18 protein-coding genes are annotated in these 22,897 nt (G+C 55.2%); 9 read left to right on the top strand and 9 right to left on the bottom strand.

Annotated elements, in window-relative coordinates:
- Positions 1–140: 140 nt before the first annotated feature.
- Together ACVDG4_RS22605 and ACVDG4_RS22600 are read left to right on the top strand one after the other, a co-directional pair.
- Positions 141–2,183 (top strand): PAS-domain containing protein, encoded by a 2,043-nt coding sequence (locus ACVDG4_RS22605; protein ID WP_447236773.1) that lies wholly within the window; start codon positions 141–143, stop codon positions 2,181–2,183.
- Entirely contained in the window at positions 2,180–2,923 is a 744-nt protein-coding gene (locus tag ACVDG4_RS22600) for a response regulator transcription factor (protein WP_447236772.1), read from the top strand. Before ACVDG4_RS22605 ends, ACVDG4_RS22600 begins: the two co-directional genes overlap by 4 nt.
- 85 nt (positions 2,924–3,008) lie before the next feature.
- On the opposite strand, the gene ACVDG4_RS22595 is transcribed toward ACVDG4_RS22600, so the two are convergent.
- From ACVDG4_RS22595 to ACVDG4_RS22585, 3 genes are all read right to left on the bottom strand, one after another.
- Positions 3,009–5,675, bottom strand: coding sequence for a TRAP transporter large permease (locus ACVDG4_RS22595; protein ID WP_447236771.1), 2,667 nt, complete (start codon positions 5,673–5,675; stop codon positions 3,009–3,011).
- 21 nt (positions 5,676–5,696) lie between these two features.
- On the bottom strand, positions 5,697–6,692 hold the full coding sequence (locus ACVDG4_RS22590) for a TRAP transporter small permease subunit (protein WP_306147845.1): 996 nt from the start codon (positions 6,690–6,692) through the stop codon (positions 5,697–5,699).
- A 118-nt stretch (positions 6,693–6,810) separates the two neighbouring features.
- A complete protein-coding gene (locus ACVDG4_RS22585) occupies positions 6,811–7,911 on the bottom strand; it encodes a TRAP transporter substrate-binding protein (protein WP_055672577.1) in 1,101 nt (366 codons plus the stop codon).
- Positions 7,912–8,100: 189 nt separating this feature from the next.
- On the opposite strand from ACVDG4_RS22585, the gene ACVDG4_RS22580 reads away from it, so the two are divergent.
- The 3 genes from ACVDG4_RS22580 to ACVDG4_RS22570 all read left to right on the top strand — a co-directional run bounded on the left by ACVDG4_RS22580 (position 8,101) and on the right by ACVDG4_RS22570 (position 10,965).
- Entirely contained in the window at positions 8,101–9,462 is a 1,362-nt protein-coding gene (locus ACVDG4_RS22580) for a cache domain-containing protein (RefSeq protein WP_209179893.1), read from the top strand.
- Positions 9,463–9,469: 7 nt separating this feature from the next.
- The gene (locus ACVDG4_RS22575; RefSeq protein ID WP_040452569.1) at positions 9,470–10,138 is read left to right on the top strand and encodes a response regulator; all 669 of its coding nucleotides are present in this window, start codon (positions 9,470–9,472) and stop codon (positions 10,136–10,138) included.
- Positions 10,139–10,206: 68 nt separating this feature from the next.
- Positions 10,207–10,965 carry a gamma-glutamyl-gamma-aminobutyrate hydrolase family protein gene (locus tag ACVDG4_RS22570; RefSeq protein ID WP_447236770.1) on the top strand — a complete coding sequence of 253 codons (759 nt, stop codon included), beginning with the start codon at positions 10,207–10,209 and terminating at the stop codon, positions 10,963–10,965.
- Between the two features lie 41 nt (positions 10,966–11,006).
- Here the strand turns inward: ACVDG4_RS22570 and ACVDG4_RS22565 are convergent, their stop codons facing one another.
- Complete coding sequence (locus ACVDG4_RS22565) at positions 11,007–12,932, bottom strand: HoxN/HupN/NixA family nickel/cobalt transporter (protein ID WP_447236769.1); 1,926 nt, start codon at positions 12,930–12,932, stop codon at positions 11,007–11,009.
- Positions 12,933–13,178: 246 nt separating this feature from the next.
- On the opposite strand from ACVDG4_RS22565, the gene ACVDG4_RS22560 reads away from it, so the two are divergent.
- Positions 13,179–14,252 carry a Glu/Leu/Phe/Val dehydrogenase dimerization domain-containing protein gene (locus tag ACVDG4_RS22560; RefSeq protein ID WP_447236768.1) on the top strand — a complete coding sequence of 358 codons (1,074 nt, stop codon included), beginning with the start codon at positions 13,179–13,181 and terminating at the stop codon, positions 14,250–14,252.
- Positions 14,253–14,317: 65 nt separating this feature from the next.
- Here ACVDG4_RS22560 and ACVDG4_RS22555 read toward each other — a convergent pair whose 3' ends face one another.
- The 5 genes from ACVDG4_RS22555 to ACVDG4_RS22535 all read right to left on the bottom strand — a co-directional run bounded on the left by ACVDG4_RS22555 (position 14,318) and on the right by ACVDG4_RS22535 (position 18,533).
- Positions 14,318–14,857 (bottom strand): TetR/AcrR family transcriptional regulator, encoded by a 540-nt coding sequence (locus ACVDG4_RS22555; protein WP_133951281.1) that lies wholly within the window; start codon positions 14,855–14,857, stop codon positions 14,318–14,320.
- Positions 14,858–14,957: 100 nt separating this feature from the next.
- Positions 14,958–15,872: a LysR family transcriptional regulator gene (locus tag ACVDG4_RS22550; protein WP_409694464.1), complete on the bottom strand. Its 915-nt coding sequence runs from the start codon at positions 15,870–15,872 to the stop codon at positions 14,958–14,960.
- A gap of 45 nt (positions 15,873–15,917) precedes the next feature.
- Positions 15,918–16,412 (bottom strand): DUF2937 family protein, encoded by a 495-nt coding sequence (locus ACVDG4_RS22545; protein WP_447236767.1) that lies wholly within the window; start codon positions 16,410–16,412, stop codon positions 15,918–15,920.
- 63 nt (positions 16,413–16,475) lie between these two features.
- The gene (locus tag ACVDG4_RS22540; RefSeq protein ID WP_447236766.1) at positions 16,476–17,456 is read right to left on the bottom strand and encodes a WD40 repeat domain-containing protein; all 981 of its coding nucleotides are present in this window, start codon (positions 17,454–17,456) and stop codon (positions 16,476–16,478) included.
- 9 nt (positions 17,457–17,465) lie between these two features.
- The gene (locus ACVDG4_RS22535) at positions 17,466–18,533 is read right to left on the bottom strand and encodes a CobW family GTP-binding protein (RefSeq protein WP_447236765.1); all 1,068 of its coding nucleotides are present in this window, start codon (positions 18,531–18,533) and stop codon (positions 17,466–17,468) included.
- A gap of 233 nt (positions 18,534–18,766) precedes the next feature.
- Between ACVDG4_RS22535 and ACVDG4_RS22530 the strand changes: the two genes are divergently transcribed.
- From ACVDG4_RS22530 to ACVDG4_RS22520, 3 genes are all read left to right on the top strand, one after another.
- A complete protein-coding gene (locus ACVDG4_RS22530; RefSeq protein ID WP_447236764.1) occupies positions 18,767–19,942 on the top strand; it encodes a pyridoxal phosphate-dependent aminotransferase in 1,176 nt (391 codons plus the stop codon).
- Between the two features lie 149 nt (positions 19,943–20,091).
- Positions 20,092–22,260 carry a sensor domain-containing diguanylate cyclase gene (locus ACVDG4_RS22525; protein ID WP_447236763.1) on the top strand — a complete coding sequence of 723 codons (2,169 nt, stop codon included), beginning with the start codon at positions 20,092–20,094 and terminating at the stop codon, positions 22,258–22,260.
- A gap of 216 nt (positions 22,261–22,476) precedes the next feature.
- The gene (locus ACVDG4_RS22520) at positions 22,477–22,890 is read left to right on the top strand and encodes a universal stress protein (protein ID WP_447236762.1); all 414 of its coding nucleotides are present in this window, start codon (positions 22,477–22,479) and stop codon (positions 22,888–22,890) included.
- Positions 22,891–22,897 lie beyond the last annotated feature (7 nt).

The following is a 22,897-nucleotide window of genomic DNA, read 5'->3' as shown; positions in this document are numbered from 1 at the left end:
CCGGTTATCCGAGGTCGTTCTCATGCTGGATATGAAACTACCTAGTGCCATCCCATTCAACCAGAATCTGGTTTGTCGAACGGACAAAGGCTTGATCCACTCCCAACGCCTTCACGCTAATTCGGGTGGTTTGCAGCAGTATGTTCAAATCTTATCGAAATGTTGCAAGTTCGCTGCGGGTGCGAAACAAGGCAGTAGCCAAAGCCTCCATCGCACCTTACTGTTCGGATATGGAGGAGACCAAACAACTCAAAGCGCAGATCGACCTGCTGCAGGCGGCTCTTGATCATATTAATCAGGGGTTTACCGTCTTTGACAGCGACCTTCGCCTGGTCGCTTGGAACCGCGGATTGTACGACATGCTGGACATGCCGGAGAGCATTGTGCGGCGCGGTTCTCACCTGCAAGATTTTATTCGCGTAAATGCCGAACGGGGCGAATATGGCCCGGGAGACATCGAAGCCAAGATTGAACGCCGGATCGAACGCGCCAAGCTTTTCGAGCCGCATTATTTCGAACGCATCCGCCCAAACGGTCAGATCATTGCGGTTTCCGGGACGCCACTCCCCCAGGGCGGGTTCGTGACGATTTACTCGGATGTCACCGAAGAACGTCAGCGGCAGGAGAAACTCGAACGAACTGTCGAAGAAAGAACGCACGCCTTACAGCAGAGTGAGGACTGGCTGCGTCTCGTTACAGACAACATCCCGGCCCTCATTGCGTACCTCTCACCGGGACCGGTTTTCAGGTTTGCAAACCGCAGATATGCGGACTGGTTCGGACATTCCATCGTCTCAATTGCTGGGCGTCCAGCGCGGGATATTGTGGGCGACGAGCTGTTTGCAGAGCTTGAACCGCATATCAATCGCGCCTTTGAGGGCAATGCGGTCAGCTATGAGTATCAAAGGGAACGCCTGGATGGCACGATGGCCTATATGCGATCGACGCTCATCCCCGACATGACTGTTGACGGGCGGACTCTCGGAATATTCGTTTTGTCCCTTGATGCCAGCGATCAAAAAGCAGCGGAAGCGGCGCTGGTCCAATCCCAGCGAATGGATGCCGTCGGCAAACTGACCGGGGGATTGGCGCACGACTTCAACAATCTCCTGGCCATTATGATGGGCAATCTTCTTACGCTTGGCCGGATGGAAACACCTGTTGGTAAGGAAGCGCTCGACAGCAAGGTCACCCCGATGCTGGAAGCCGCTAAACGTGGATCTGACCTGATCCAGCGCCTATTGGCCTTCAGCCGTGGCAAGCCGGTCGATCCGCAAAGGGTTCCGGTCGCCGATGTGATCGGGTCAGCGGCGCGACTGCTTGAAGGCTCCCTGCCATCTTCCATCTCACTTACCATAGTTGCCGAAGATCGCAGCATTGGCGCATTGATCGATCCGACCCAGATGGAAACGACGTTCATCAATATGGCCTTCAACGCGCGGGATGCGATGCCGAATGGTGGCTCACTCTCCATCGGTTTAAAGGCAACTGATCTGGGTTCTCAACAAGCTCAAGAATTGTCGGTGCCGGCGGGAGAATATGCCGCGATAACCGTTGCTGATACAGGCAGCGGTATGGATGAAGACAGCCAACTCAAAATCTTTGAACCCTTTTTTACGACCAAGGCTTTCGGCACTGGCAGCGGGTTGGGTCTGTCAATGGTTTATGGCTTCATTCAGCAGTCCGGCGGTGCGATTCAAGTACGCAGCAAGCTGGGAGAAGGCACCGCACTTACAATCTACTTGCCGCTTGTCAGGCTGCAAGACGCGGGTGACATCGGCGAAAGCGAAGACAAAGCATCCCTAAAATACGGCTCAGGAGAACTGCTTCTGCTGATCGAGGATGATCCGGATGTGAGCGAAACCATCGCTGATCAGCTGCAGAACCTCGGGTTCGCGATATTGAAGGCGGAAAATGCGGAAGATGCCCGTCAACTCGCGCTGGACCTGCCGGAGCTGCGTGCAGTTTTGAGTGACATCATCATGCCAGGGCAAACCAACGGTTTGAAGCTTGCCCGTGAAATACGCCAGAACCGGCCAGAGTTGGGGATCGCTTTAATGACTGGGTATGCGGATTGGTCGGCACTCGCAGACAACAACAGCAGTTGCGAATTTCCTGTTTTAGCTAAACCTTTTAACGACTACCAACTCGCGGAAACACTCCGCAAAATACTGCAACCATGACATCAGAACGCTCTTCGCACTCAAAGCCTTTGGCAACGGGAAAGACCCGCGCATTCATCGTCGATGACGAACCGGAAATCGGTCGTCTGTTGATTGAGGCGATGCAACCCTTCGATATGGAAGGTGAGGTATTTTCAACTGCAGCGCAGATGCTGGCCGCTCTTGAGGCAGAAACACCAGACGCTTGCATTGTTGACCTTGGCCTCCCGGACATGGAGGGCATGGCCTTGATCAATGAGATCCGCCGGCACTCGTCCGTGCCAATCATTGTCTTGTCCGCGCGTGCACATGCCACGGACCGGGTCCTCGGTTTGGAACTCGGCGCGGACGACTACGTGGTCAAACCGTTCGACCCGAGGGAAGTCGTGGCACGGATCCGGTCCATTCTCCGAAGATTGGGGGGCGAACCGATCCGCGCTGCCAAGAAAAAAGAAACCGCGTGCTTTGCAGACTGGAGTTACATACCGTCTTCCCACTGCCTAACATCTCCGGAAGGGGAGGAAACCTTTCTGTCGACCGGGGAAGCAACACTCCTGGAGGCACTATTGCGAGCACCAAAGCGGGTACTCACCCGGGATTACCTACTTGAACACGGCGGCCGCGATGAAAGCCTCGACCGGTCCATCGACGTTCGCATTTCGCGTATCCGCAAGAAACTGAACAGGAAAGACGGCCCTGCGCATATCCGGACGATTTACGGGTCCGGTTACATGCTGACCTGCGATGTGAAGTGGGATTGAGCTCAGTCCCCAACGCAGAGCAACCGCCCATCCAAACAAAAAAGCGGGGAGATTTCTCTCCCCGCTTTTTTCGTTTCTGTTTAACTCAGAAGCTGAGCGAAATGTCTCTGTGATCGGAGAGACATCCAGCGACTTCCAGAGCCATTGCGTCCGGCAAGCGGTCCTGCTGACGCAATCCGATGTTGGTGCCAACCGCAGCGTCATACGCCTCCAGTTGGGGCAACAGCTCCGATGCCGCACGTTGGCGCCAGGCAAGATCGGCTTGGACAGCAGCAATCGACTTGTCGATCTCCGCAATCGCCTCTTCCGCGTTGGGTGTCCGGCTCCGCATGATCTTGCGGGCTTCCGTCAGGCCCTTGCGAATATCGCTTGTGCCTTCAGCGGACCCGACCTTGGATCGCATCGCAGCAATTGCCTCCACCGCGGCTTCCGGTTCCAACTGGGTAACCTGCTCTTTCAAAGCCTCAAGTTCAGCTTCGAAACTGGCGACAACGTCGACATCTCGCAGGATTGCCTTCAGCTCGAGCACTGGCTCATAGGCCTGGTCCGCATTGCGGCGGAAGGTCAAGCGGGCTGTGTTCTCGGCCTTCTGGATCTGAGAGAAGGTCGCGTATGTGTCGTCCCATTCCTCAGGGATCTGAGCCAGGAGCGCATCATGCTCAGCCTGGAGAGTGTCGATCCGTGCCTGAGCCCGTTCGCCTTGCTCTACCGTATAGATGCCTTCCGGACCAGACCGGCTGACGACCACTTTAAGCTCTTCGATCGTCTCGTCGATGCGGCGGGCATCCCGCTCTAGAGCCCGAACCAGGCCGTGGATTGGGCGGTAGTCGCCCGCAGCTGCTGCTACCGCCGCCTCTGCGTCCTTGATCTCCTGCATCAGCGGGAGTGCGTTCTGCGCTTTTTCAAAGCCTTCGGCCAAGTCTTCACGCAGGTCCTCCGGCAGATAGCTCATGTCCAAGTTTGCCGTCGACTGGATCGTTGCAAGAATGCCATCACCATTCTGCTGGAAATCCTCGTGAACGATTCTTTCCATGCAGTATTGAAGACGCGGGTTCTTTGGTGGCGGCGCAGTCTCCGACAACAAAGTCGAACGGTTCGGAAGATAGTTCACGAGCTGCGGATTGAAGCCCACGATCGCGAGCGCGACGAGCTGCAATGCAATGAACGCGATCACGCCCTTGTACATATCGACCGTCTTCACGATCGCAGGCGCAACCCCGCGCAAGTAGAACAGCGCAAATCCAAATGGTGGTGTCAGGAAGGAGGTCTGGATGTTCAGACCGATCATCACACCAAGCCAAACAGCCGTGACGTTTGCAGACGGGTCAGCAAGCAGGATCGGTGCAACAATCGGCACGACCACAACCGCAATCTCGATGAAGTCGAGAAAGAAGCCAAGGATAAAGATTACCAGCATGACGATGAGGAATTGCGCCCAGAAGCCGCCAGGCAGCCCCTGCAGGAAGTCCTTCACAAGGTCTTCACCACCGAAGGCCCGGAACGCAGATGTCAGCATCGCCGCACCAAGCAAGATGATAAAGACCAGCGACGTCGTCTTCGCGGTTTCGACCATCACACCACGGAGGGTGTCTTCCAACTTCAATGTGCGCCAACCAGACCAGAAGATCGCAATCAGCAGCAACGAGACGGCAATCAGAGCCAACACAAGCCCAAGAAGGTCCTGGCTTGTCTGGATCAACTTGATGTTCACGGCACCAATGAAGCTGATCACAATGGCAATCGCCAGCAACGCCACGATAGCGATGATCGCAGGAGTGTATGCCCCCTTCTCACCATCACGCAGCCTGTACCCAGCCATGATCATGGCGCCGACAGCACCGATCGCGCCAGCCTGGTTCACAGTTGCAATACCCGCAATGATCGAACCCAGAACCAGGAAGATCAAGGCCAGCGGCGGAACCAGGGTAATGAAAACCTTCACTGCGAACTGGCGTGTAAACGTGCCTTCCTCATGCACTGCAGGTGCAGCACTTGGCTTCAGAAGTGCAAAGCCGAGGATGAACAGCATGTACAGCCCAACAAGAACAAGACCCGGCAAGAACGCGCCAAGGAACATCTCGCCGGCACTGGTCGACACGACCGAGAAGTCGGACGGCATCGAAAGTTCGCCGGTGTTGTCCTTGTAAAGCGCCTGCCGGATGGACCCGGCTTGGTCGACCGCACTTGCGAGCTGGTCAGCCAAAATGATCAGAACGATGGACGGTGGGATGATCTGTCCGAGCGTACCTGAAGCCGCGATCGTACCCGTTGCCAGCGGCACCGAATAATTGTTCCGCAGCATTGCCGGCAAGGAGATCAGACCCATCGCCACAACAGTCGCACCAACGATGCCCGTCGTTGCCGCCAGCAGCGCGCCCACGAACACAACAGAAATGCCGAGACCGCCCGGAACCGGACCGAAAAGCCGCGCCATGGTCACGAGAAGATCCTCAGCGATCTTGGACCGCTGGAGCATGATGCCCATGAACACGAAAAGCGGAATCGCTATGAGCGTATCTCGTTCCGCTTCCCAGTAGATGCCCCGGAAGTTGGTAACACCGGCACTCAGCCACTGTGCGGCGCTGCCGGAGTGGAAGAACGCGTCCGCCCCACTGGCGAAGAGCGCGCCGGCACCGGCTGCAAGTCCGATTGTGATGATTGCCGCGCCTGGAAGGGCGAATGCCACCGGAAAACCGCAGCCAAGCGCAAACGCCATGATCACGACAAGAAGAAGAAGGAAGAAAAGTTCCATATCAAACGATCTCGTCTGGCTCTAGTTAACAGGGTGGTTTTCGTGATCCCGTCCGCCAGGTTCACCGCGAATGTCGGCAATGGCGTCCAGGAAATAGGCCACGAATTGGATCATCATGGAGGTGGCGAACACTCCCAGAAAACCGGCCATGAGGTATTTCACGTAAAGACCAAATCCTGCCTGTGTCACTTCGTAGGCCAGGATCGGGCTGTTGATGATGTTCTGTTTTCCGCCCATGCCGAGAACAAGGATCGTCGTGCAAAGGCTCATGCCCAGTACAACCGACCCGATCGCGTTGACATAGCCTTTGGTCTTCGGAGCCATACCGGCATAGAACACATCCACTCGAACGTGCCCTTCTTCAAGCAGCGTATAGGCACTCGCGAACAGGAAGAGTGCTGCGTACCAGAAGCGCACCAAGTCGGCGAGGAAGGCCTGCTCGTAGGAAAACACAAAACGGCCAATCACGATGGCGAGCTCGGCCACCACCACAAGCAGCGCGAGCCAGGTAAAGCCAAGTGTTCTTGTAAAGGCGGCGATCACGATCGACAGGGCAATCAACGGCATGTGGACGTAGGCGCCGCGGAACCGAGACTTGCCAAGCTCATCTGCGAGATCCTGCCCAACAATTCCCGGCAAGAGCTCTTCGATCCGCAGGAAGGAGATCGCACTGTCCACCAATCCAACGATCAAAACCGCAAAAAATGCGGCTCGGATTATGAAGGTGTTGATGTTGCTGATCCGCGCGCTGTCGACGCGCAGCGGTGTTGTACTCCGCATCACATAGACGAATACGGCCGCCAGAAAACCGGCGTAAACAGCCATTTGCAACCAAGACCAGACGATCGGCAGCGACCCGTTTGCAGCACCACCATAGATGGGCGCAATGCCGGGTAAGTCTTGCCAGTATGTCAGATAATTGTTCAACAGATATGCGGCCATGATGGCCAGTACGCCCCAACCGAATAGGCGGAAAAGACGCGCGCTTTCTGGTGTTGGTCCCGTGCCGGTATTCATGGCTGGAGATCCGTCTTGAACACTGTCCAAGGCAGTCATCGTGGCGGAGCCTTTTTTATCGTGTCAATAAAAAGAAGGGACGGGAAGTTTCCCGCCCCTATCCGTAGAAGAGCATCCCTTATGAAGGAATACCTAGAACGGCGTTCCGCTTGTTGCTGTATGCAACGTCGGAAATCGCCATCCAGCTGCCGATGTCCTTGCGGGCATTGATGAAGCTTTCGAAGATCTTCTTGGCCATCGGAGAATGGTCCATTGCCTCTTCAAGAACTTCCTGAGCTGCTTCACCGAACGCATCATAGATTTCGTCGTTGAATTCACGCAGCTCAACGCCGTGCTCGTTGATCAGACGGTTGAGGTAAACACCATTGTTGGCGTTTGTCTCAGCCATGGTCAGGGCGTTTTCTTCGTTACAAGCTGCCGCGATGATCGCCTGATCGGTCGCGTCAAGTGTATCCCACCATGCCTTGTTGATGCCCATAGCCAGCTGTGCGCCCGGCTCGTGCATACCCGGATAGTAGTAGTACTTCGCAGCTTCGTAGAACTTCATGAAGTAGTCGTTGAACGGACCAACCCACTCTGTCGCATCGATCGCACCGGAAACCAGGTTTTCGTAGATCTGGCCACCCGGCAGAGAAACCGGAGAGGCACCGAGTTTCGCCATGACGTCACCACCCTGGCCAGGAATACGCATCTTCAGGCCTTTAAGGTCGTCAGCTGTCTCGATTTCCTTGTTGAACCAGCCGCCCATCTGAACGCCGGTGTTACCCATGGCGAAGTTCTTCAGGCCGAATTCACCTGCCAGCTCATCCCACAGTTCCTGACCGCCGCCGAACTTAATCCAGGCGTCCATTTCAGTGTAAGTGAGACCGAACGGAACAGCAGTAAACGCAGCCCAACCCGGGTGCTTACCTTTCCAGTAGTAGTCTGCGCCGATGTAAGCTTGCGCGTTGCCGGAAGCAACTTCATCGAAGGAGTCGAAAGCACCAACGCGTTCGCCAGCGGCGAAGTACTGAACGTTGATGCGGCCTTCGGTCAGCTCTGCAATGCGAGCTGCGAGGCGCTGAGCCGGAATACCAAGACCCGGGAAGTCCCGCGGCCAGGTTGACACGATGACCATGTCCTTGGTGCCCTGCGCGATGGCCGGAGCCGCAAGAGCAGAACCTGCAGCGATACCACCAGCACCAAGACCAGCTTTTTTGATAAACGAACGACGATCCATTAGTTTCCTCCCTAAACGGACCTGATATCGGACCGGAATACACCCTTGCACCGATCTCGCCGTATGTCTAGTTGACCAAGCGGCACTGATGCTATTCGTGGTTCTGCGCATCTTTTCAGTAGTACTACTGAATTCCACGCAAGAGAGTGCTGTTAGGGCGCCGGTTCGCGCAATATGAGGAACAAGTGGGTGACGTTTAAGACAAAATTGCTGCTGATCACGATCCTGCCACTGATCGCTGTTTCGTTGCTGATCGGCGGCGTCAGCTATTATCAGTCCAGCGCGCTGATTGACGCAGAGACCCGTTCCGTTGAAACGCGGATCCTGGCCGCAAAACGCCAGGAAATCCGGAATTACGTGAGCCTTGCGCTTACGTCGATTGAACAGATCTATGAAAACGAACCGGACGGAAGGCAGGCTGCTCAAGCTGAGGTCAAGGAGATCTTGAAGAATCTGACCTTTGATTATGACGGCTATTTTTTCGTCTACACGCTGGACGGCACCAACGTTGTGCACCCCAAATTACCGCAGCTCGTCGGTAACAATTGGTGGGACTTGCAGGATAAGACGGGCGATTTTGTCATCCAGAATCTGATCAAGGCAGCGCAACAGGGCGGGGGCTTTCATCAATATGTCTGGCACAAGCCGTCGACCGGAACGGTAGAAGAAAAGCTCGGTTACGCCATTCTTCTGGACAAATGGGGCTGGATGCTCGGAACCGGTCTTTATACCGACGATATTGCGAAGGAAATTGCTGCCATACGAGCCGATTTTGCCCGCAGCATCCGTCAAACACTTTTCGTGATTTTTTTGATTACGCTGGCCGCGATCATAATCGTTGGCACCTTGATCGCTGCCGTCAGATTCTCTGAGCAGCGCTTTGCCGACACGCGTTTGAAGGCCTTGACCAACCGGATCCTTGAAGTTCAGGAACAAGAACGCAAACGCGTTTCCACCGAACTTCATGACAGTATATCGCAGCTGTTGGTTTCCGTGCGGTATGGGCTTGAATTGATCCATAGCGAAGCCAACCAAAACGCGGACCTTCAGGCCCAAGCTGCAAAATGCCTGAACATCATCGACGGAACCATCACCGAGGTTCGCCGGATCTCCCGGGACCTGCGGCCAAGTGTTCTGGACGACATGGGTCTGGCTGCAGCGCTCGGGAGCCTTGGCAAAGAATTCCAGGCCCAATCGGGCATAACCGTCAACGTCGAGGCAGAACGATGCCACGCCCGCTTGTCAGAAGGCGCAAAGACGTCACTTTATCGCGTTGTGCAGGAGTGCATGACAAATGTGGCCCGTCACGCTGAAGCCGGGGAAGTCAACATCTCCCTGACCGTCGGCGCGCGCACGCTCAAGCTGCGGGTTGAAGACGATGGGATTGGACTGCCTTATCCGCTGCCGAAAACTGGTGGTCTGGGTTTCCGGAACATGCGCGAGCGTATCGAAACATACGGCGGCAAATTATCCATGAGCCGCGGCAAGTTCGGCGGCACACAGATCGACGTTGAAATGCCTCTCGACAACGCCACTGCAATGGCTGCATGATATGAACATGACAGTTCACTCACCTAATCTTGAGCCAATGACCAAACCGATACGGGTTCTGCTGGCCGATGATCATGCCCTTGTCCGCGACGGGATAAGGGCCCGGTTGAACAAGGTTCCGGAAATCGAAGTTGTGGGCGAAGCAACGAATGGCCGGGAAGCGGTCAAACTGGCGCATGAACTCCGGCCGGATGTCCTCTTGATGGATGTCTCGATGCCGGTCATGAACGGCCTTGAAGCCGCTGCGGAAGTTCGCAAATCCTTCCCGGAAATCGCGGTACTGATCCTGTCGATCTATGACAACTCTGAATATGTGCGCGGCGTTGTTCAAGCCGGTGCCCGCGGTTACATCCTGAAGGATATTTCGGCCCCTGAAATGATCACTGCGATCTCGAGTGTGGCGTCCGGCGGATACTATTTCTCCTCTGCGGTGGGGCCGACACTTGTTGGCACCGCAACCTCCGCTCCGATTGAGGATCCCTATGGATTGACTGACCGCGAGCGCCAGGTGCTCACAGCAATTGCCAAAGGCCTGCCCAACAAGGAAGTTGCCAAGAGCCTCGGGATCAGTGTGCGGACGGTTGAGTCTCATCGTCTGAACTTGCGGGAGAAGGTCGGCAACAAGAACGCAGCGCAGCTCTACAAGGTTGCACAGGATCTTGGATTGCTCGATTGATCGGCAGGCGGTATCACTCTCTTCTGATCTCGTAACGTTCTGTCCAGACAATCTGATAAGGCAAGACCATGTCCAAACCGCTGGTTCTCGTGACCGCCGATGTCAAATCCATCGATGGCTTCAACTGGCATGCAACCATCTCCACCTACTTGCAGGCGGTTCTCAAAGGCGCAGACGCCATACCCATGATCCTGCCGGCTCTTGGAGCGGACCTGGATATCGATGCGGCTCTGGACAACGTTGATGGTGTTCTGGTGACCGGATCGCGGTCGAATGTAAATCCTCAGCTTTATGGACAAGCACCGACAGAAGCCAACGGGCCTTATGATCCGGACCGCGACGCAACCACCTTGCCGCTAATCAAGAGGGCTGTGGAACGCGGCGTTCCGGTGTTCGCGATTTGCCGCGGTATGCAGGAGATGAATGTAGCCTTTGGCGGGACACTATTGACCGAGGTTCAGGAGATTGAAGGGCGTAAGGACCACCGGCCACCGACATCAGACAGTCAGGACGAACGTTTCCGTATCGCTCATACCGTCGAGATCAACACAGGCGGCCCGTTGGAAACCGTCCTGGGAGAGGAACCGTTTGAGGTGAACTCCCTCCACCGGCAAGCGGTCGGGGAACTCGGCAAAGGGCTTGTGATCGAAGCCAAAGCGGAAGACGGCACGATCGAAGCCATGACCATTAAGGATGCACCTGGCTATGTGATGGCCACCCAATGGCACCCGGAGTATTGGGTGATGACCGACGGGCCCTCCAAGAAATTGTTTTCAGCTTTTGGAGGCGCCGTTCGCACCTACAGACAAAAAAGGCTGGCACTCTAAGCGCCAGCCCAAATTCTCTTTCTTTCGGAACAAATCAGTTCCTATCCCCAGCCGACAGCGGCGATTAAAAGGGTAATCCCAAGCAAAAACACCACTGCAGCGCCCAGGATCTCGATTGTACGGTGCACTCTTACCGCCATGGGGCTGCCTTCGCCGAAGAGGCGGACGGCCAGATCCTTGGCCGAGACGGCAAGCCCTGCCAGAAGCGCAACGGTAATCCCTGTACCGACGGCCATCGCAAGCGTTGAGGCAATCCCGGCAGCGATCATGCCCTGCGACAAAGCAAAGACCAGCACGACAAGCGCACCGGTGCAGGGCCGCAAGCCTACTGCCAAAATGATGGACACGGCCTTGGACAGCGTGATCTTGCCCTGAAGCATATCCGGTGTCGGTGCGTGGGCATGCCCACAACTGGAGCACACACCATCCGGGCCAATATGATGGTCATGGTCATGATGATGGTGGTGATGACCGTGGTGGTGGTGGTGATGATGATCGTGGCCATGATGCCCCCCAGCGTGGGCACCGGCAAAAGCAAGCCCCTCGTGGGCCTGACGGTTCACCATGCTTGCCAGAACGGGTTTTCCCGCCTTTTGCCACAAGAGCCAGGCGCCCAGAGCTGTAATCAGCACATAAGACCCGATCTCGAACCAGCGCGCCGTATCCTGAATAGCGATACTCGTGAGATTGAACACAACGGCAAGCCCGCCCACCAGGACGATCGCGGTGACTGCTTGAGCAAACGCGGAGGCGAAGGAAAGTATAATACCTTTCTTCAAGGTTTCGTTGTTGGCGACGACATAAGACGTGATGATCGCCTTCCCATGCCCCGGACCTGCCGCGTGGAATATTCCATAGGCGAAGGAAAGGCCGACGAGCAGCCAAAACGCATTCGGATTGGTCCGGAAAGACCTCAAGCTCGCGACCAGCTTTTGATAAAAGTCCTTCTGCATCTGGGCAATCGATCCGAAAATCTGGTCCATCAAACCCGGCTCTATCGTGATCGTCTGCTGCGTGTTTTGCAGCACATCTGAAGCCCGGGACATCGGCTCTGTACCCGGGCCTTGCGCGATTGCACTTTCAATTGCCGCTGCCGCAGTCTCGGGCGAAGCATTTCCTGCTGATGATTTTTGTTCTGAAAGCTCTGAAGCGTTGAGAGTGGCGGCTACTTGAGCAGCAGCCCCACAGGTGACAATCATCTGGTTGACTTGTGTCGCGGCTGCAGACTGCAGCTCGGGCGGCAGGTCTCTTTGATCCGGACCGATTTGAGCAAGAGCATAGGCCGTCGCATCATCAAGCGGCGGCGGTTCTTTGCGCGTGATCTGACACGCACCAGGCGCATTTACTGTTCCGAGTGCGCTATCCTCTTGGCCAAACCGGAAATCGACGTAATAAGTCGGGTCATAGACATCAAGCGTGATTGGTGCAGACGCATCACTTGGATCTTTGAGCGGCAACGTGAAATGCAGCTCAAGGAGCTTTACATCCTCCGGCATTGTGCCGCCGTTCATCTGAATATCTTCGGCGATCGCCTCAAAGTCCTCTGGCTTCATGACCCAGTAGTCTTCGAGTGCGACAGTCTTCACCTCAAGCCAGTAGTCGGTCGGCGTTGCGAAATCCAATTCGATGCGCGTGTTGTCGCCAAACGTGAAATAGCCGAAATCAGCCATACTCTCGACATTGACGTCAGCCAGTTCGGCAAGCTCTTCCCGAGAATAGATGCCGTCCTGATTGGTATCGAAGCCCTGAATCGCAAAGGCTGAAAACGCGTCATCGAAGCGGAAGATATGCCGGACGGCGACAACATCACCGTTCTCATCGAACACAAGGGAAGAGCGCGCCTCCACGAAGACGTGCGGGTGCGCCTGAGCGCCGGTCGCGCCAAACATCGCAAAACCAAATACCGCAAGGAACAAGACTGCCCTGGCGTTCATCAAGTTCCACGCGCGAACGATTTGCTGACGCACTTGTTGCTCCTGCTCGAATCCCTGAACCTTAATATAGCGCAATCGGGTTGTTGTCCCAGAAGGCGGCAACAAGATGACCCAAACTGTTCGCAGCCGCAAAAACGAAATGAAAAATTTTTCACAATAATCCTGACAAGCAGGAAAGAACCTTCACTTATAAGCATTCAATTGAGTAAGAAAAGCAGCAAATTTCGGAATGTTTGAATAAAATATACTCAACAACAATCATTTTGAATTGAGCCAACCATGAACGCCATCCATACCACTGTCCATCACACCGCTGTCTTTGACCATCCGGAAATGGAAGACCACGAAAACATCGTGATCGTTCAAGATGCGAATACCGGTCTGAAAGCGATCATCGCCGTCCATGACACCCGGCTTGGCCCCGCTCTCGGTGGCTGCCGCGTCTGGCCTTACGCTACGCCGTCCGAAGCTTTGAACGATGCGCTCCGGTTGTCCCGAGGCATGACTTACAAGAACTCACTCGCAGGCCTTGAACTTGGCGGCGGTAAGGCGGTCATCATCGCTGATCCGCGCAAGGATAAGTCAGAAGCTTTGATGGAAGCCTTTGGACGGCATGTGGAGCGGTTGTCCGGCACTTACATCACGGCTGAAGACGTCGGCGTCTCACCAGAAGATATGGAGGCGGTTGCGCGCCACACGGACCACGTGCGCGGCACCCAGGCAACAGGACTGGGAGACCCCTCACCCTACACCGCGCTGGGTGTCTTTGAGGGCATTAAAGCTTCCGTTGCGCATGTCTTCGGTGATCCGTCCTTGTCCGGTCGGACAGTCTCGGTTCAAGGTCTTGGGCATGTCGGCTTCGATGTCGCCCGTCAACTTCATGAAGCCGGCGCCAACCTTATCGTTTCCGATATTCACAAGCCGGCCGAGGAGAAGGCTGTTGAATCCTTTGGTGCAAAAACGGTAGATCCGGCGGAGGCGCACAAGGTGGAGGCAGATGTGTTTGCACCGTGCGCTCTAGGCGCAGGTCTCAACGCCCGCACCATTCCGGAAATCAAGGCGCGGATCGTGGCGGGTGCTGCGAATAACCAACTGCAGACACCGGCTGATGGCGTGGCTCTCAAAAACCGCGGCATTCTCTATGCACCAGACTACGCGATCAACGCAGGCGGCGTTATCTCGATCGCTCTGGCAAAGCCAGGCGGCAATGACGAGGAAGTCCGGAAAAAAACAATTGCAATCGGCGATACGCTGATGCGGATCTACGACCGGGCAGTCCGCGAGAATGCGGCACCGGAACAGATTGCTGACAAAATGGCCGAAGAACGCCTCTCTGCTGCGCGTTCGATCTGAGCCTTGTAAAAAAGTTAAAGGAATGGCGGGCATGTTCCCGCCTTTTCTAAGACATAATGCTGTCTTTAAGAGTATTTGCTCTCGTTCGCGCTCTTGAACATTTGACGCACCAGACGTTTGGCATCTTCTACAGCCTGCTCACCCAACTCCGCGTACGAAGCGGTTACACCCTCGTGGAGAAGATAGAGCGTTGAAGCGAACTGCATCTGACCGCTGAGATTTCCAAAAAACGTCAGCAGCTCCGATTTATGCCGGTTCACGGTCTCAGCGATGTCTGTACTGTCAGGGTTTGCTGCAAGAGCTTGCCGGAAGAAACACTCTTTGCCCTCCGTCATCCGCATCCAGCCACCCAGTTTGTCAAACAACTGCTCGGCAGCACTCAAACCAGGCTCTTCAACACCATCTGTGACGTACCGCATGTACCGTTGATGCCGGAACTCCAAAGCGCCCAAAATCATCGCCTCACGAGAGGGAAAATACCGGTAGAGGGTACGCATGCTGACACCGACGCCGGCGCGCAAGACGGGAACACTCGGTTCCGCGAAACCACGGCTCCAGAAAACCTGTTCCAGGCCCGCGGCAATATCGTCCTTGGAGTCACTCATGTTCAGATTGTGAGCCTGTATTTTTTTTAATCAAGAAAAAATTACGCTTATTTTCGCCGTGCAGGATCTTATTTACCCTAAGTCACTCAAATTCCTCGCGCTAAGCCTCCGTGCGCACTTCCGCCCTTGATCGAGCCGCATACCAGCTGACAAGGAAATCTACCAACGCCCGGACCTTTACTGTCAAATGGCGCCGATGCGGGTAAACGGCATATATTCCGCGCATTGGCTCTTCATGTTCCGCCAGCACAATCTTGAGACGGCCTTCATTAATGTACTCTGAGACGAAAAACAGTGGCATCCGTATGAAGCCAAGCCCCTGAAGCGCGGCCTCACAGACCGCCTCGGCGCTGTTAACCTCAACCGGCCCTTTTACAGTGACCATCTGGCGTTCGCCTTGGCTGCCAAACGCCCAGTTTTGCTTGTACCGGTAATTGGTATCGATGATGCAAGGACGATCGGCAAGATCAGCCGGTGTATTTGGAACACCGACTTTAGCCAGCAGGTCCGGACTGGCACAAATCACTGTCCGAAAGGGCGCTATTTTTCTCGCAATCAGACTTGAGTCTTCGAGCTGCGTCACCCGCACCGCGATGTCGAACCCCTCCTCCACAAGGTCCACGAACCGGTCTTCAAGCCTGAGATCAAGAACGACATCAGGATGCTGCGCGAGAAACTCCATCATGGCCGCATTTAAGAGCTTGTCCCCCATAGACCGCGGCGCCGACACACGCAGCCGCCCGCGGATCTCCTGATGGGATGACTGAACTGATGCCTGGAGGTCGTCAATGCGCTGGAGGATTTCAGAGGCTTCCTTGTAGTAAGACTCTCCAACTTCGGTCATGGAAACTTGCCGGGTTGTCCGGTTCAGCAATCGGACCCCCAGCTCATCTTCCAACTCGCTAACGTATTTGGAGACGAGCGCCTTGGACCGCCCCATGTCTCTGGCAGCGGCGGAAAACCCCTTGGAATCTACGACCTGAATAAAACAACGCATCCGCGTCAGCGCGTCCATAGGGTAAAGCCTCCACCGAATCTAAGGTGTTCACATCACCACAGTTCAAGCGGGGGCGCGACGGCGCGTCAAGCGGACAAGTCCCGACAAGCACCAAATGAGAATGAATCCACCCACAGCGCCGACCCCAGCGCTCACCAGACCGACCGGGGTGACCGGAATAGCAGGCGCATAATCCTCCGCGGTCGCTTGCGCCAGTTCGCGGTCCGGGCTCTGGACGAGGATCAAGATCCGCTCAAACGGACTGGCTGTTTCAAAACCGGATCTTTGATCTTTAAGATGAACGAGACGCTGGCTCATCCGCTCAATACTTGCGCCCCGCGCCCGAATGAACGGATCTGCTGATGCCTTTTGCCGGTCAATCGCCTCTGGAACAGTGAGACCATAATCCGCCGCATCTCGCCGGAAGTCCGTCATCACCTGCTCCAACGCATCAATCGCACCGCCGAGGCGCTGCCGGTATTGTTGCGCGAACTCCGGAAGCTGTGATGTCAGCGTGCCGCTGGCTAGCATCGTCAAAACTGTGAAGATCCGCAGCATCTGTACCACTCCATGAAATGATGCAAGCCTAATTCACAGCCAAGACAACCAGATCACAAAGATCTACTCGTCCTGAAGAGAGATAATGCCTGCTTCGTTCTTTTCGCTGCCGAAAGCGAGCCGAAGCCCTGCGTTATCCCAGCCAAGGCTGGTGATTGAATGGCCTCCAGGACGCCGCAACAAGACTTCCGCGTTATCTTCGAACCGGCTCATCATGACCATGCCGTCCTGATAGCCCAGCGCGACGACCTCTTCCTTTGGATGGCAGGCAACCGCCGTAACCAAGACGTCGCTCCGTGTCCCAAGCTGCAATGGGGATTGGCCCATCGGACCGGTCTTTCCAAAAAACGGCCAAACGATCGCGGCATTGGCTCCGGAGGTTGCAAGATACTTGCCTTTGACCGACCAGCTGAAAGACTTAACTTTTGCCGGATATCCCGTCATGCGCATGTCTTGACTGTCAGACAAGCGCCAGCCATGCAGCGCGTTTTCCTGCATTGCCGTAACGAGGTATTTGCCGTCGGGTGAAAAACTTGTTCCAAGATGGGCACCTTTCCAGGTCAGGTTGACCGGCTTGCCTTCGGTGCCTGCCCACCACAATGTGGCACCATCATACCGCGAGACGGCCAACCGCAGGCCCTTGGGCGCAAACGCAATACCTCCTACGGCCCGATCGTGGACAAACTCCTTTTCCCGGCCATCCGACAAGCGAACCCACGCTGTCCGGCCGCTTGCAAAGGCAACAGCGCCGTTGGGCCCGCAGGCAATCAGATCAATCCACTTGCGGGGACGTTCTGCCAGAAGTTCGCTCGATCCATCCGGCGACGAGGCATAAATCGCACCATCATCGCCCGAAGTGATCAGAGATGTGCCATCAAACGATGGCTCCGCGGCCAAAAGGCCATTCTTGTGCGGCGCCAGGTGAGTTTCGCCTACTTCAACGAAGTGTATGGCGCCCTCACCGGTCGCGACATACGCAGCATCACCCAAAAATCCGGCTCGGACAACGAAGCCGTCCACGTCCATAGGAGCAACAATCGGCACCCTGCGCTCCTATTCCGCGGCACAAGCCTTGAAGTTTGCTTTCAGGACATCCCAGTTCAGATCCCGGCCGATAAAGACCAGCCGGCTTTCGCGCGGTTCGTCGTTCTTCCAGTCCCGCTGATGATCTCCCTCGACGATCATGTGAACGCCCTGGATGACATAACGCTGTGGGTCATCCTTGAACGCGAGGATCCCCTTCATTCGGAGAATGTTCGGTCCCTGGATCTGGGTCACCTGATTGATCCAAGGGAAGAACATTTCAGGGTCAAGATCACCCGCGGTCAGTGAAATGCTTTTGACGGAATGCGTCTTTTCGTGACCATGATGGTGGTGACCATGATCATGGCTGTGGTCATGATGATGATGGTCGTGGTCATGATCACAGTCCGGGCTGCATTCGTGGGCGTGATGACCGTGTTCCAGGAAATGGGGATCGAGCGACAGGATCCGATCAAGATCGAAGGCCCCGCGATCAAGCACCTTCGCGATGTCGACACCGCATCGTTCGCTATGATGAAGAACCGCATATGGGTTGATCGACCGGATACGGGCTTCAACAGCGCTCAATTCGTCAGCAGATACCAGGTCGGTCTTGTTGATCAAGATAACGTCTGCAAAGGCAACCTGATCTTCAGCTTCCTGGGTATCTTCCAAACGTTGCAGTACATGACGCGCATCCACAACCGCCACGACCGCGTCCAACTTGGCTGCTGCCCGCACATCATCGTCCATAAAGAAAGTCTGCGCGACGGGCGCAGGATCGGCGACGCCAGTGGTCTCCACAATTATGGCATCGAAGGCGCCCTTGCGCTTCATCAGGTTCTGAACAGTGCGGATCAAATCACCACGAACCGTGCAGCAAATACAGCCATTGTTCATTTCAAAGATTTCTTCATCCGACTCGACCAACAGGTCGTTGTCGATGCCGACTTCCCCGAACTCATTGACGATAACGGCATACCGCTGACCGTGGTTTTCGGTCAGGATCCGATTGAGCAAAGTGGTTTTTCCGGCGCCCAGATATCCTGTCAAAACGGTGACCGGAATCTGAGCCGGGGTCTCCTGGGTCGCAGACATTGCGTATCTTCCTGGAAAATTGAAAAAGGCGGGCTCATCTGAGCCCCGGTTAGCCGCCATATAATCATATCCTTGCCGAATTGGGAGAGCAGATCGCGATTTTTGCAGCTGTTGGAAGTCAGTGCGCGAACTGCCGGACCCCGAACTGCTTTCAGCACAAGCGGCCTTTCAGGCGTCTCGCAGCGTGCTATCACTGGAGGGAAGTCAGATTTGCAACACGGAACGATGACGTCATGAAAACAATTTGTGGGTTTGATCGGATCGGTGAGGAAAATGCTTTCGCCGTTCTTGCGCGCGCCACGCAGCTGGCGGGCGAAGGGCATGACATCATCAATCTCGGTATTGGTCAGCCGGATTTCCAAACGCCGGACCACATCGTCGAAGCTGCCATCAAGGCCCTTAAGGACGGCCACCATGGCTACACACCGGCAACCGGCATTGCGCCGTTGCGCGAAGCGGTCTCAGCCGATCTTTACAAGCGTCACAACGTCGACAGCAATCCGGACAATGTCGTCATTGTGCCAGGCGGCAAGGTCACCATGTTTATGGCGATACTGATGTTTGGCGAACCCGGCGTGGATATTCTTTATCCGGACCCCGGTTTTCCAATTTATCGGTCAATGATTGAGTTCACGGGCGCACGCCCGGTTCCGGTGCCTATTCGCGAAGAAAATAATTTTGGGTTTTCCGCTGAAGAAACGCTGTCTCTAATGACGGAAAAAACCCGTCTTCTGATCCTCAATTCACCAGCAAATCCAACCGGCGGTGTGACGCCGAGAACGGAAATCGAAACACTGGTCAAAGGTCTGGCTGCCTTCCCCGAGGCAGCCGTTCTTTCTGACGAAATCTATTCTCAGATGACCTATGACGGCATGGAGCACGTGTCGTTGCTGTCGTATCCGGAAATCCGTGACCGCCTGATTTTACTGGACGGATGGTCCAAAACCTATGCCATGACCGGATGGCGGCTCGGGTTTTCCTTGTGGCCGGATCAGCTGATCGACAAAGCACGCAAGCTTGCGGTCAACGCCTGGTCCTGTGTCAACGCCCCTGCCCAATATGCTGCACTTGCCGCGCTGACCGGTCCGCAAGACGCCGTTCATGCGATGGTTCGGGAGTTTGATCAGCGCCGGAAGATCGTCGTCGAGGGTCTGAATGCAATAGAAGGGATTTCGTGCAAAACACCGCTCGGTGCGTTCTATGCCTATCCAAACATCAAGCAGACTGGTTGGCCGGCTAAAAAGCTGGCGTCTGCACTCCTTGAAGAAGCCGGCGTTGCCGTAATCGGAGGCCCGGACTTCGGTGTACTCGGAGAAGGTTACATCCGCCTCAGCTATGCGAACTCATCCGAAAACATCCAGAGAGCGCTTAACAGGATAGAAATTTTCCTATCTGGTCAAAAATCATAAGTCTTTATCCACACCCATCTTAAGATACTTCTGAATAAGACATAATTTACCTTAAGAAAATTCGAATTACGCTACGTATTGTTTTATTAAACCTTTAGGCCGTTCAATGCCGCTCAAGCTGAAAAAAGCGCGATGGTGGGAAACGAGAGATGGCGACAAATATTGCCTTGGATCTGGAGCAATCCTTTGGAGAGCTCAATGAGTGTGTTCTGGTCACGCAACCCGACCGCACGATCATCTTCGTCAACAAGGCGATGGAAGACTTGCTCAAGGTGGATCGTCAGGACCTAATTGGCACGACGACCGAGCGCTTTTTCGCAGACAAAAAGCATTTCGAAAATCTTGGCGAGATCTACGACACGCCGACTGACCAGCGGCATCGCAAATCCTATGCCTTCGATATCAAAACAGGGGACGGAAGTATTGTCCCCCTCGAGGTCGTGAGCGCACCGCTCTTCGACGCTGATCACGAACTAACTGGCATCCTGTTCATCTCACGCGACCAATCTGAGCGGATCGCGTTGGAAAAACGGGTCAAAAACATCGCGGAAACGCTGGACGATGCTCTGGACGCAATTTCGGAAGGCTTTGCAATCTACGACACGGATGACAAACTGGTTGTCTGCAACAACACATACCGCGAAATCTACGCGCCTTCAGCACCCGCCATGCAGCCTGGCAACTCTTTTAGGGCCATCCTGAAATACGGTCTTGATAGAGATCAGTACGACACTAAAGGCCTGACGAAAGAGGAATGGCTCCAGGAACGCCTGAGTCATCATAAAGCTGCCGACGGCAAGGTGATTGAACAATCTCTGGCGGATGGCCGGTGGCTTCGGATTTCAGAGACCAAGACCCGGAGCGGCCGGAGAGCAGGTATCCGGGCAGATATCACGGAGATGAAAACGGCCAAAGCTGAGGCCGAATCCGCTTACCGGAACCTCTCTCTGATTGCCGATAACGTTTCCTGTTCCATTACTGAGGTTGATCTTGAAGGCCGGTGCGTCTTCATCAACAAGATCGGCTGCGAATGGTTCAATGGCACGCAGGAAGAACTCCTGGGAACCCGTCTTCGCGAACGCCTTCCGTGGAAAGAGCGCGAACAGGTTCGCCAGGTGTTTCAAAAAGCCTATGCCGGCGAGAAGTCTGCCGCAGACATCTCTTTCCACTTCCCGGACGGCATTTCCCGCGAATGCCAGTTTGAGGCAACACCAAGGTTTGACGAGGCGGGCGACGTCTCAGGGCTCGTGGTCATGATTGTCGACATCACGGACAAGAAAAAGACAGAGCGCACACTCGCAGAGCTTTATGCGATTACGTCAACCAACGAACTTACATACGAAGACAAGATTGCAGAGATCCTTCGGCTCGGATGTGAGCATCTCGACCTGCCATGCGGGATCATCAGTCACGTCATAGATGATCGCTATTCCATCAGCCATGCGCACAGCCCGGGATGTGTCATCGAACCAGGCACATCCTTCCCGCTGGAAGATACCTATTGCACCCTGACTCTGGATGCCGACGGCCCGATCGCAACGGCAGAGGCCTCAAAGTCTGAGTTCGCAAAACATCCGTGCTACCGGGTTTTCGGCCTAGAAACCTACATCGGTGCTCCTCTCCTGGTCGATGGGGAAATCCACGGGACGATCAACTTCACGTCCGAAGAAGTAAGGAAACGTCCGTTTACAGAAGCTGATGTCCAAATCGTTCGGCAGTTTGCGGATTGGGTGGGTCATGAGATCGCCCGCGACCGTGCCCACAAGGCTCTGATGCAAGCCAAGATCAACCTGGAGCGGATCGCAAGTATCGACGACCTGACCGGCATCATGAACAGACGGGCTTTCCTCGAAGCCGCTAACACGGAAGTCGCTCGCTACCGTCGGACACAGCGCCCCTTCACGGCTGTCATGATCGACATCGATAACTTCAAGCGTATCAACGACCGGTGCGGCCACGCTGTCGGCGATGAAGTGCTCAAGAAGTTTACCGGTATTATCGGCGGTGCACTGCGCGCGGTTGACGTATTTGGACGCGTCGGCGGCGAAGAGTTCTGCATGATCCTGCACAACACCACCATGGAAGATGCCATGCTGGTGTCACAGCGGCTTCGCGAAAAAATCGTCGAAGAGTGCCAGTTCGACAATGTTGACCAGACGATTACCTGCAGCATGGGGCTTGCATCCATTGCGCGTGAAGATGTCGAGTTTTCCACGCTCATGCAGCGGGCCGATACGGCCCTTTACACCGCAAAAGAAACTGGCAGGAACCGCTGCGTCGAGTTCACGCCTGCCCTGGAGCCGGACGCTGCAGTTTAGGAACGACATCCGACTTTGCGACAGGGTGTCGCAGGTTAGCCGGAGCATGCCGTACATTTGACAGTCGAACATCACGGTGAGACCCTACCGTGGTGTTTGGCGCATGAGTACGTGAGCATAAACCAAGCCCATCACAGAAAAATTTGGAACGCGACCGCGCCATTACGGTTTACCTCGACGACAACGTCTTGGTGAACGCAACCATGGGAGGTTCGCTTGTTCAAAAAAATACTCGTTCCAATTGACCTCAGACACCCTGATGCGCTTGAGAAGGCGATCTCGGCTACGGCAGCAATCGCCAAGTCTGAAAACATTCCGGTTGTCTTCGCCGCAGTATCAACGGCAGCCCCGTCTGCGCTCGCACACAACCCAGATGAACTCAAATCCAAGATGGCGGAGTTTGCCGAAGCACAAGGCAGGCAGCATGGGATTGATGCGACCGGACAAGCGTTTTTTTCGCATGACCCGTCGATTGATCTGGAAAACGCTCTCTTAAAGGCGATCGACGAAACCGGCGCGGATCTGGTGGTTATGGCAACGCACGTGCCGCACCTGTTCGATCGCTTCTGGCCGTCCAACGGCGGCCGAATTGCGTCCCACGCGGGCGTTTCGGTCTTCCTTGTCCGCTAGACCCGCC

This window comes from Roseibium sp. MB-4, from assembly GCF_053005265.1.
This window is presented reverse-complemented; position numbering and strand designations above follow the sequence as displayed.

What these genes read in the sequence shown, in the direction of transcription:
- ACVDG4_RS22605 (WP_447236773.1), top strand. Translation starts at nt 141, where the DNA reads ATGTTCAAATCTTATCGAAATGTTGCAAGTTCGCTGCGGGTGCGAAAC.
- ACVDG4_RS22600 (WP_447236772.1), top strand. Translation starts at nt 2,180, where the DNA reads ATGACATCAGAACGCTCTTCGCACTCAAAGCCTTTGGCAACGGGAAAG.
- ACVDG4_RS22595 (WP_447236771.1), bottom strand. Translation starts at nt 5,675, where the DNA reads ATGGAACTTTTCTTCCTTCTTCTTCTTGTCGTGATCATGGCGTTTGCG.
- ACVDG4_RS22590 (WP_306147845.1), bottom strand. Translation starts at nt 6,692, where the DNA reads ATGAATACCGGCACGGGACCAACACCAGAAAGCGCGCGTCTTTTCCGC.
- ACVDG4_RS22585 (WP_055672577.1), bottom strand. Translation starts at nt 7,911, where the DNA reads ATGGATCGTCGTTCGTTTATCAAAAAAGCTGGTCTTGGTGCTGGTGGT.
- ACVDG4_RS22575 (WP_040452569.1), top strand. Translation starts at nt 9,470, where the DNA reads ATGACAGTTCACTCACCTAATCTTGAGCCAATGACCAAACCGATACGG.
- ACVDG4_RS22570 (WP_447236770.1), top strand. Translation starts at nt 10,207, where the DNA reads ATGTCCAAACCGCTGGTTCTCGTGACCGCCGATGTCAAATCCATCGAT.
- ACVDG4_RS22560 (WP_447236768.1), top strand. Translation starts at nt 13,179, where the DNA reads ATGAACGCCATCCATACCACTGTCCATCACACCGCTGTCTTTGACCAT.
- ACVDG4_RS22555 (WP_133951281.1), bottom strand. Translation starts at nt 14,857, where the DNA reads ATGAGTGACTCCAAGGACGATATTGCCGCGGGCCTGGAACAGGTTTTC.
- ACVDG4_RS22550 (WP_409694464.1), bottom strand. Translation starts at nt 15,872, where the DNA reads ATGGACGCGCTGACGCGGATGCGTTGTTTTATTCAGGTCGTAGATTCC.
- ACVDG4_RS22545 (WP_447236767.1), bottom strand. Translation starts at nt 16,412, where the DNA reads ATGCTGCGGATCTTCACAGTTTTGACGATGCTAGCCAGCGGCACGCTG.
- ACVDG4_RS22535 (WP_447236765.1), bottom strand. Translation starts at nt 18,533, where the DNA reads ATGTCTGCGACCCAGGAGACCCCGGCTCAGATTCCGGTCACCGTTTTG.
- ACVDG4_RS22530 (WP_447236764.1), top strand. Translation starts at nt 18,767, where the DNA reads ATGAAAACAATTTGTGGGTTTGATCGGATCGGTGAGGAAAATGCTTTC.
- ACVDG4_RS22525 (WP_447236763.1), top strand. Translation starts at nt 20,092, where the DNA reads ATGGCGACAAATATTGCCTTGGATCTGGAGCAATCCTTTGGAGAGCTC.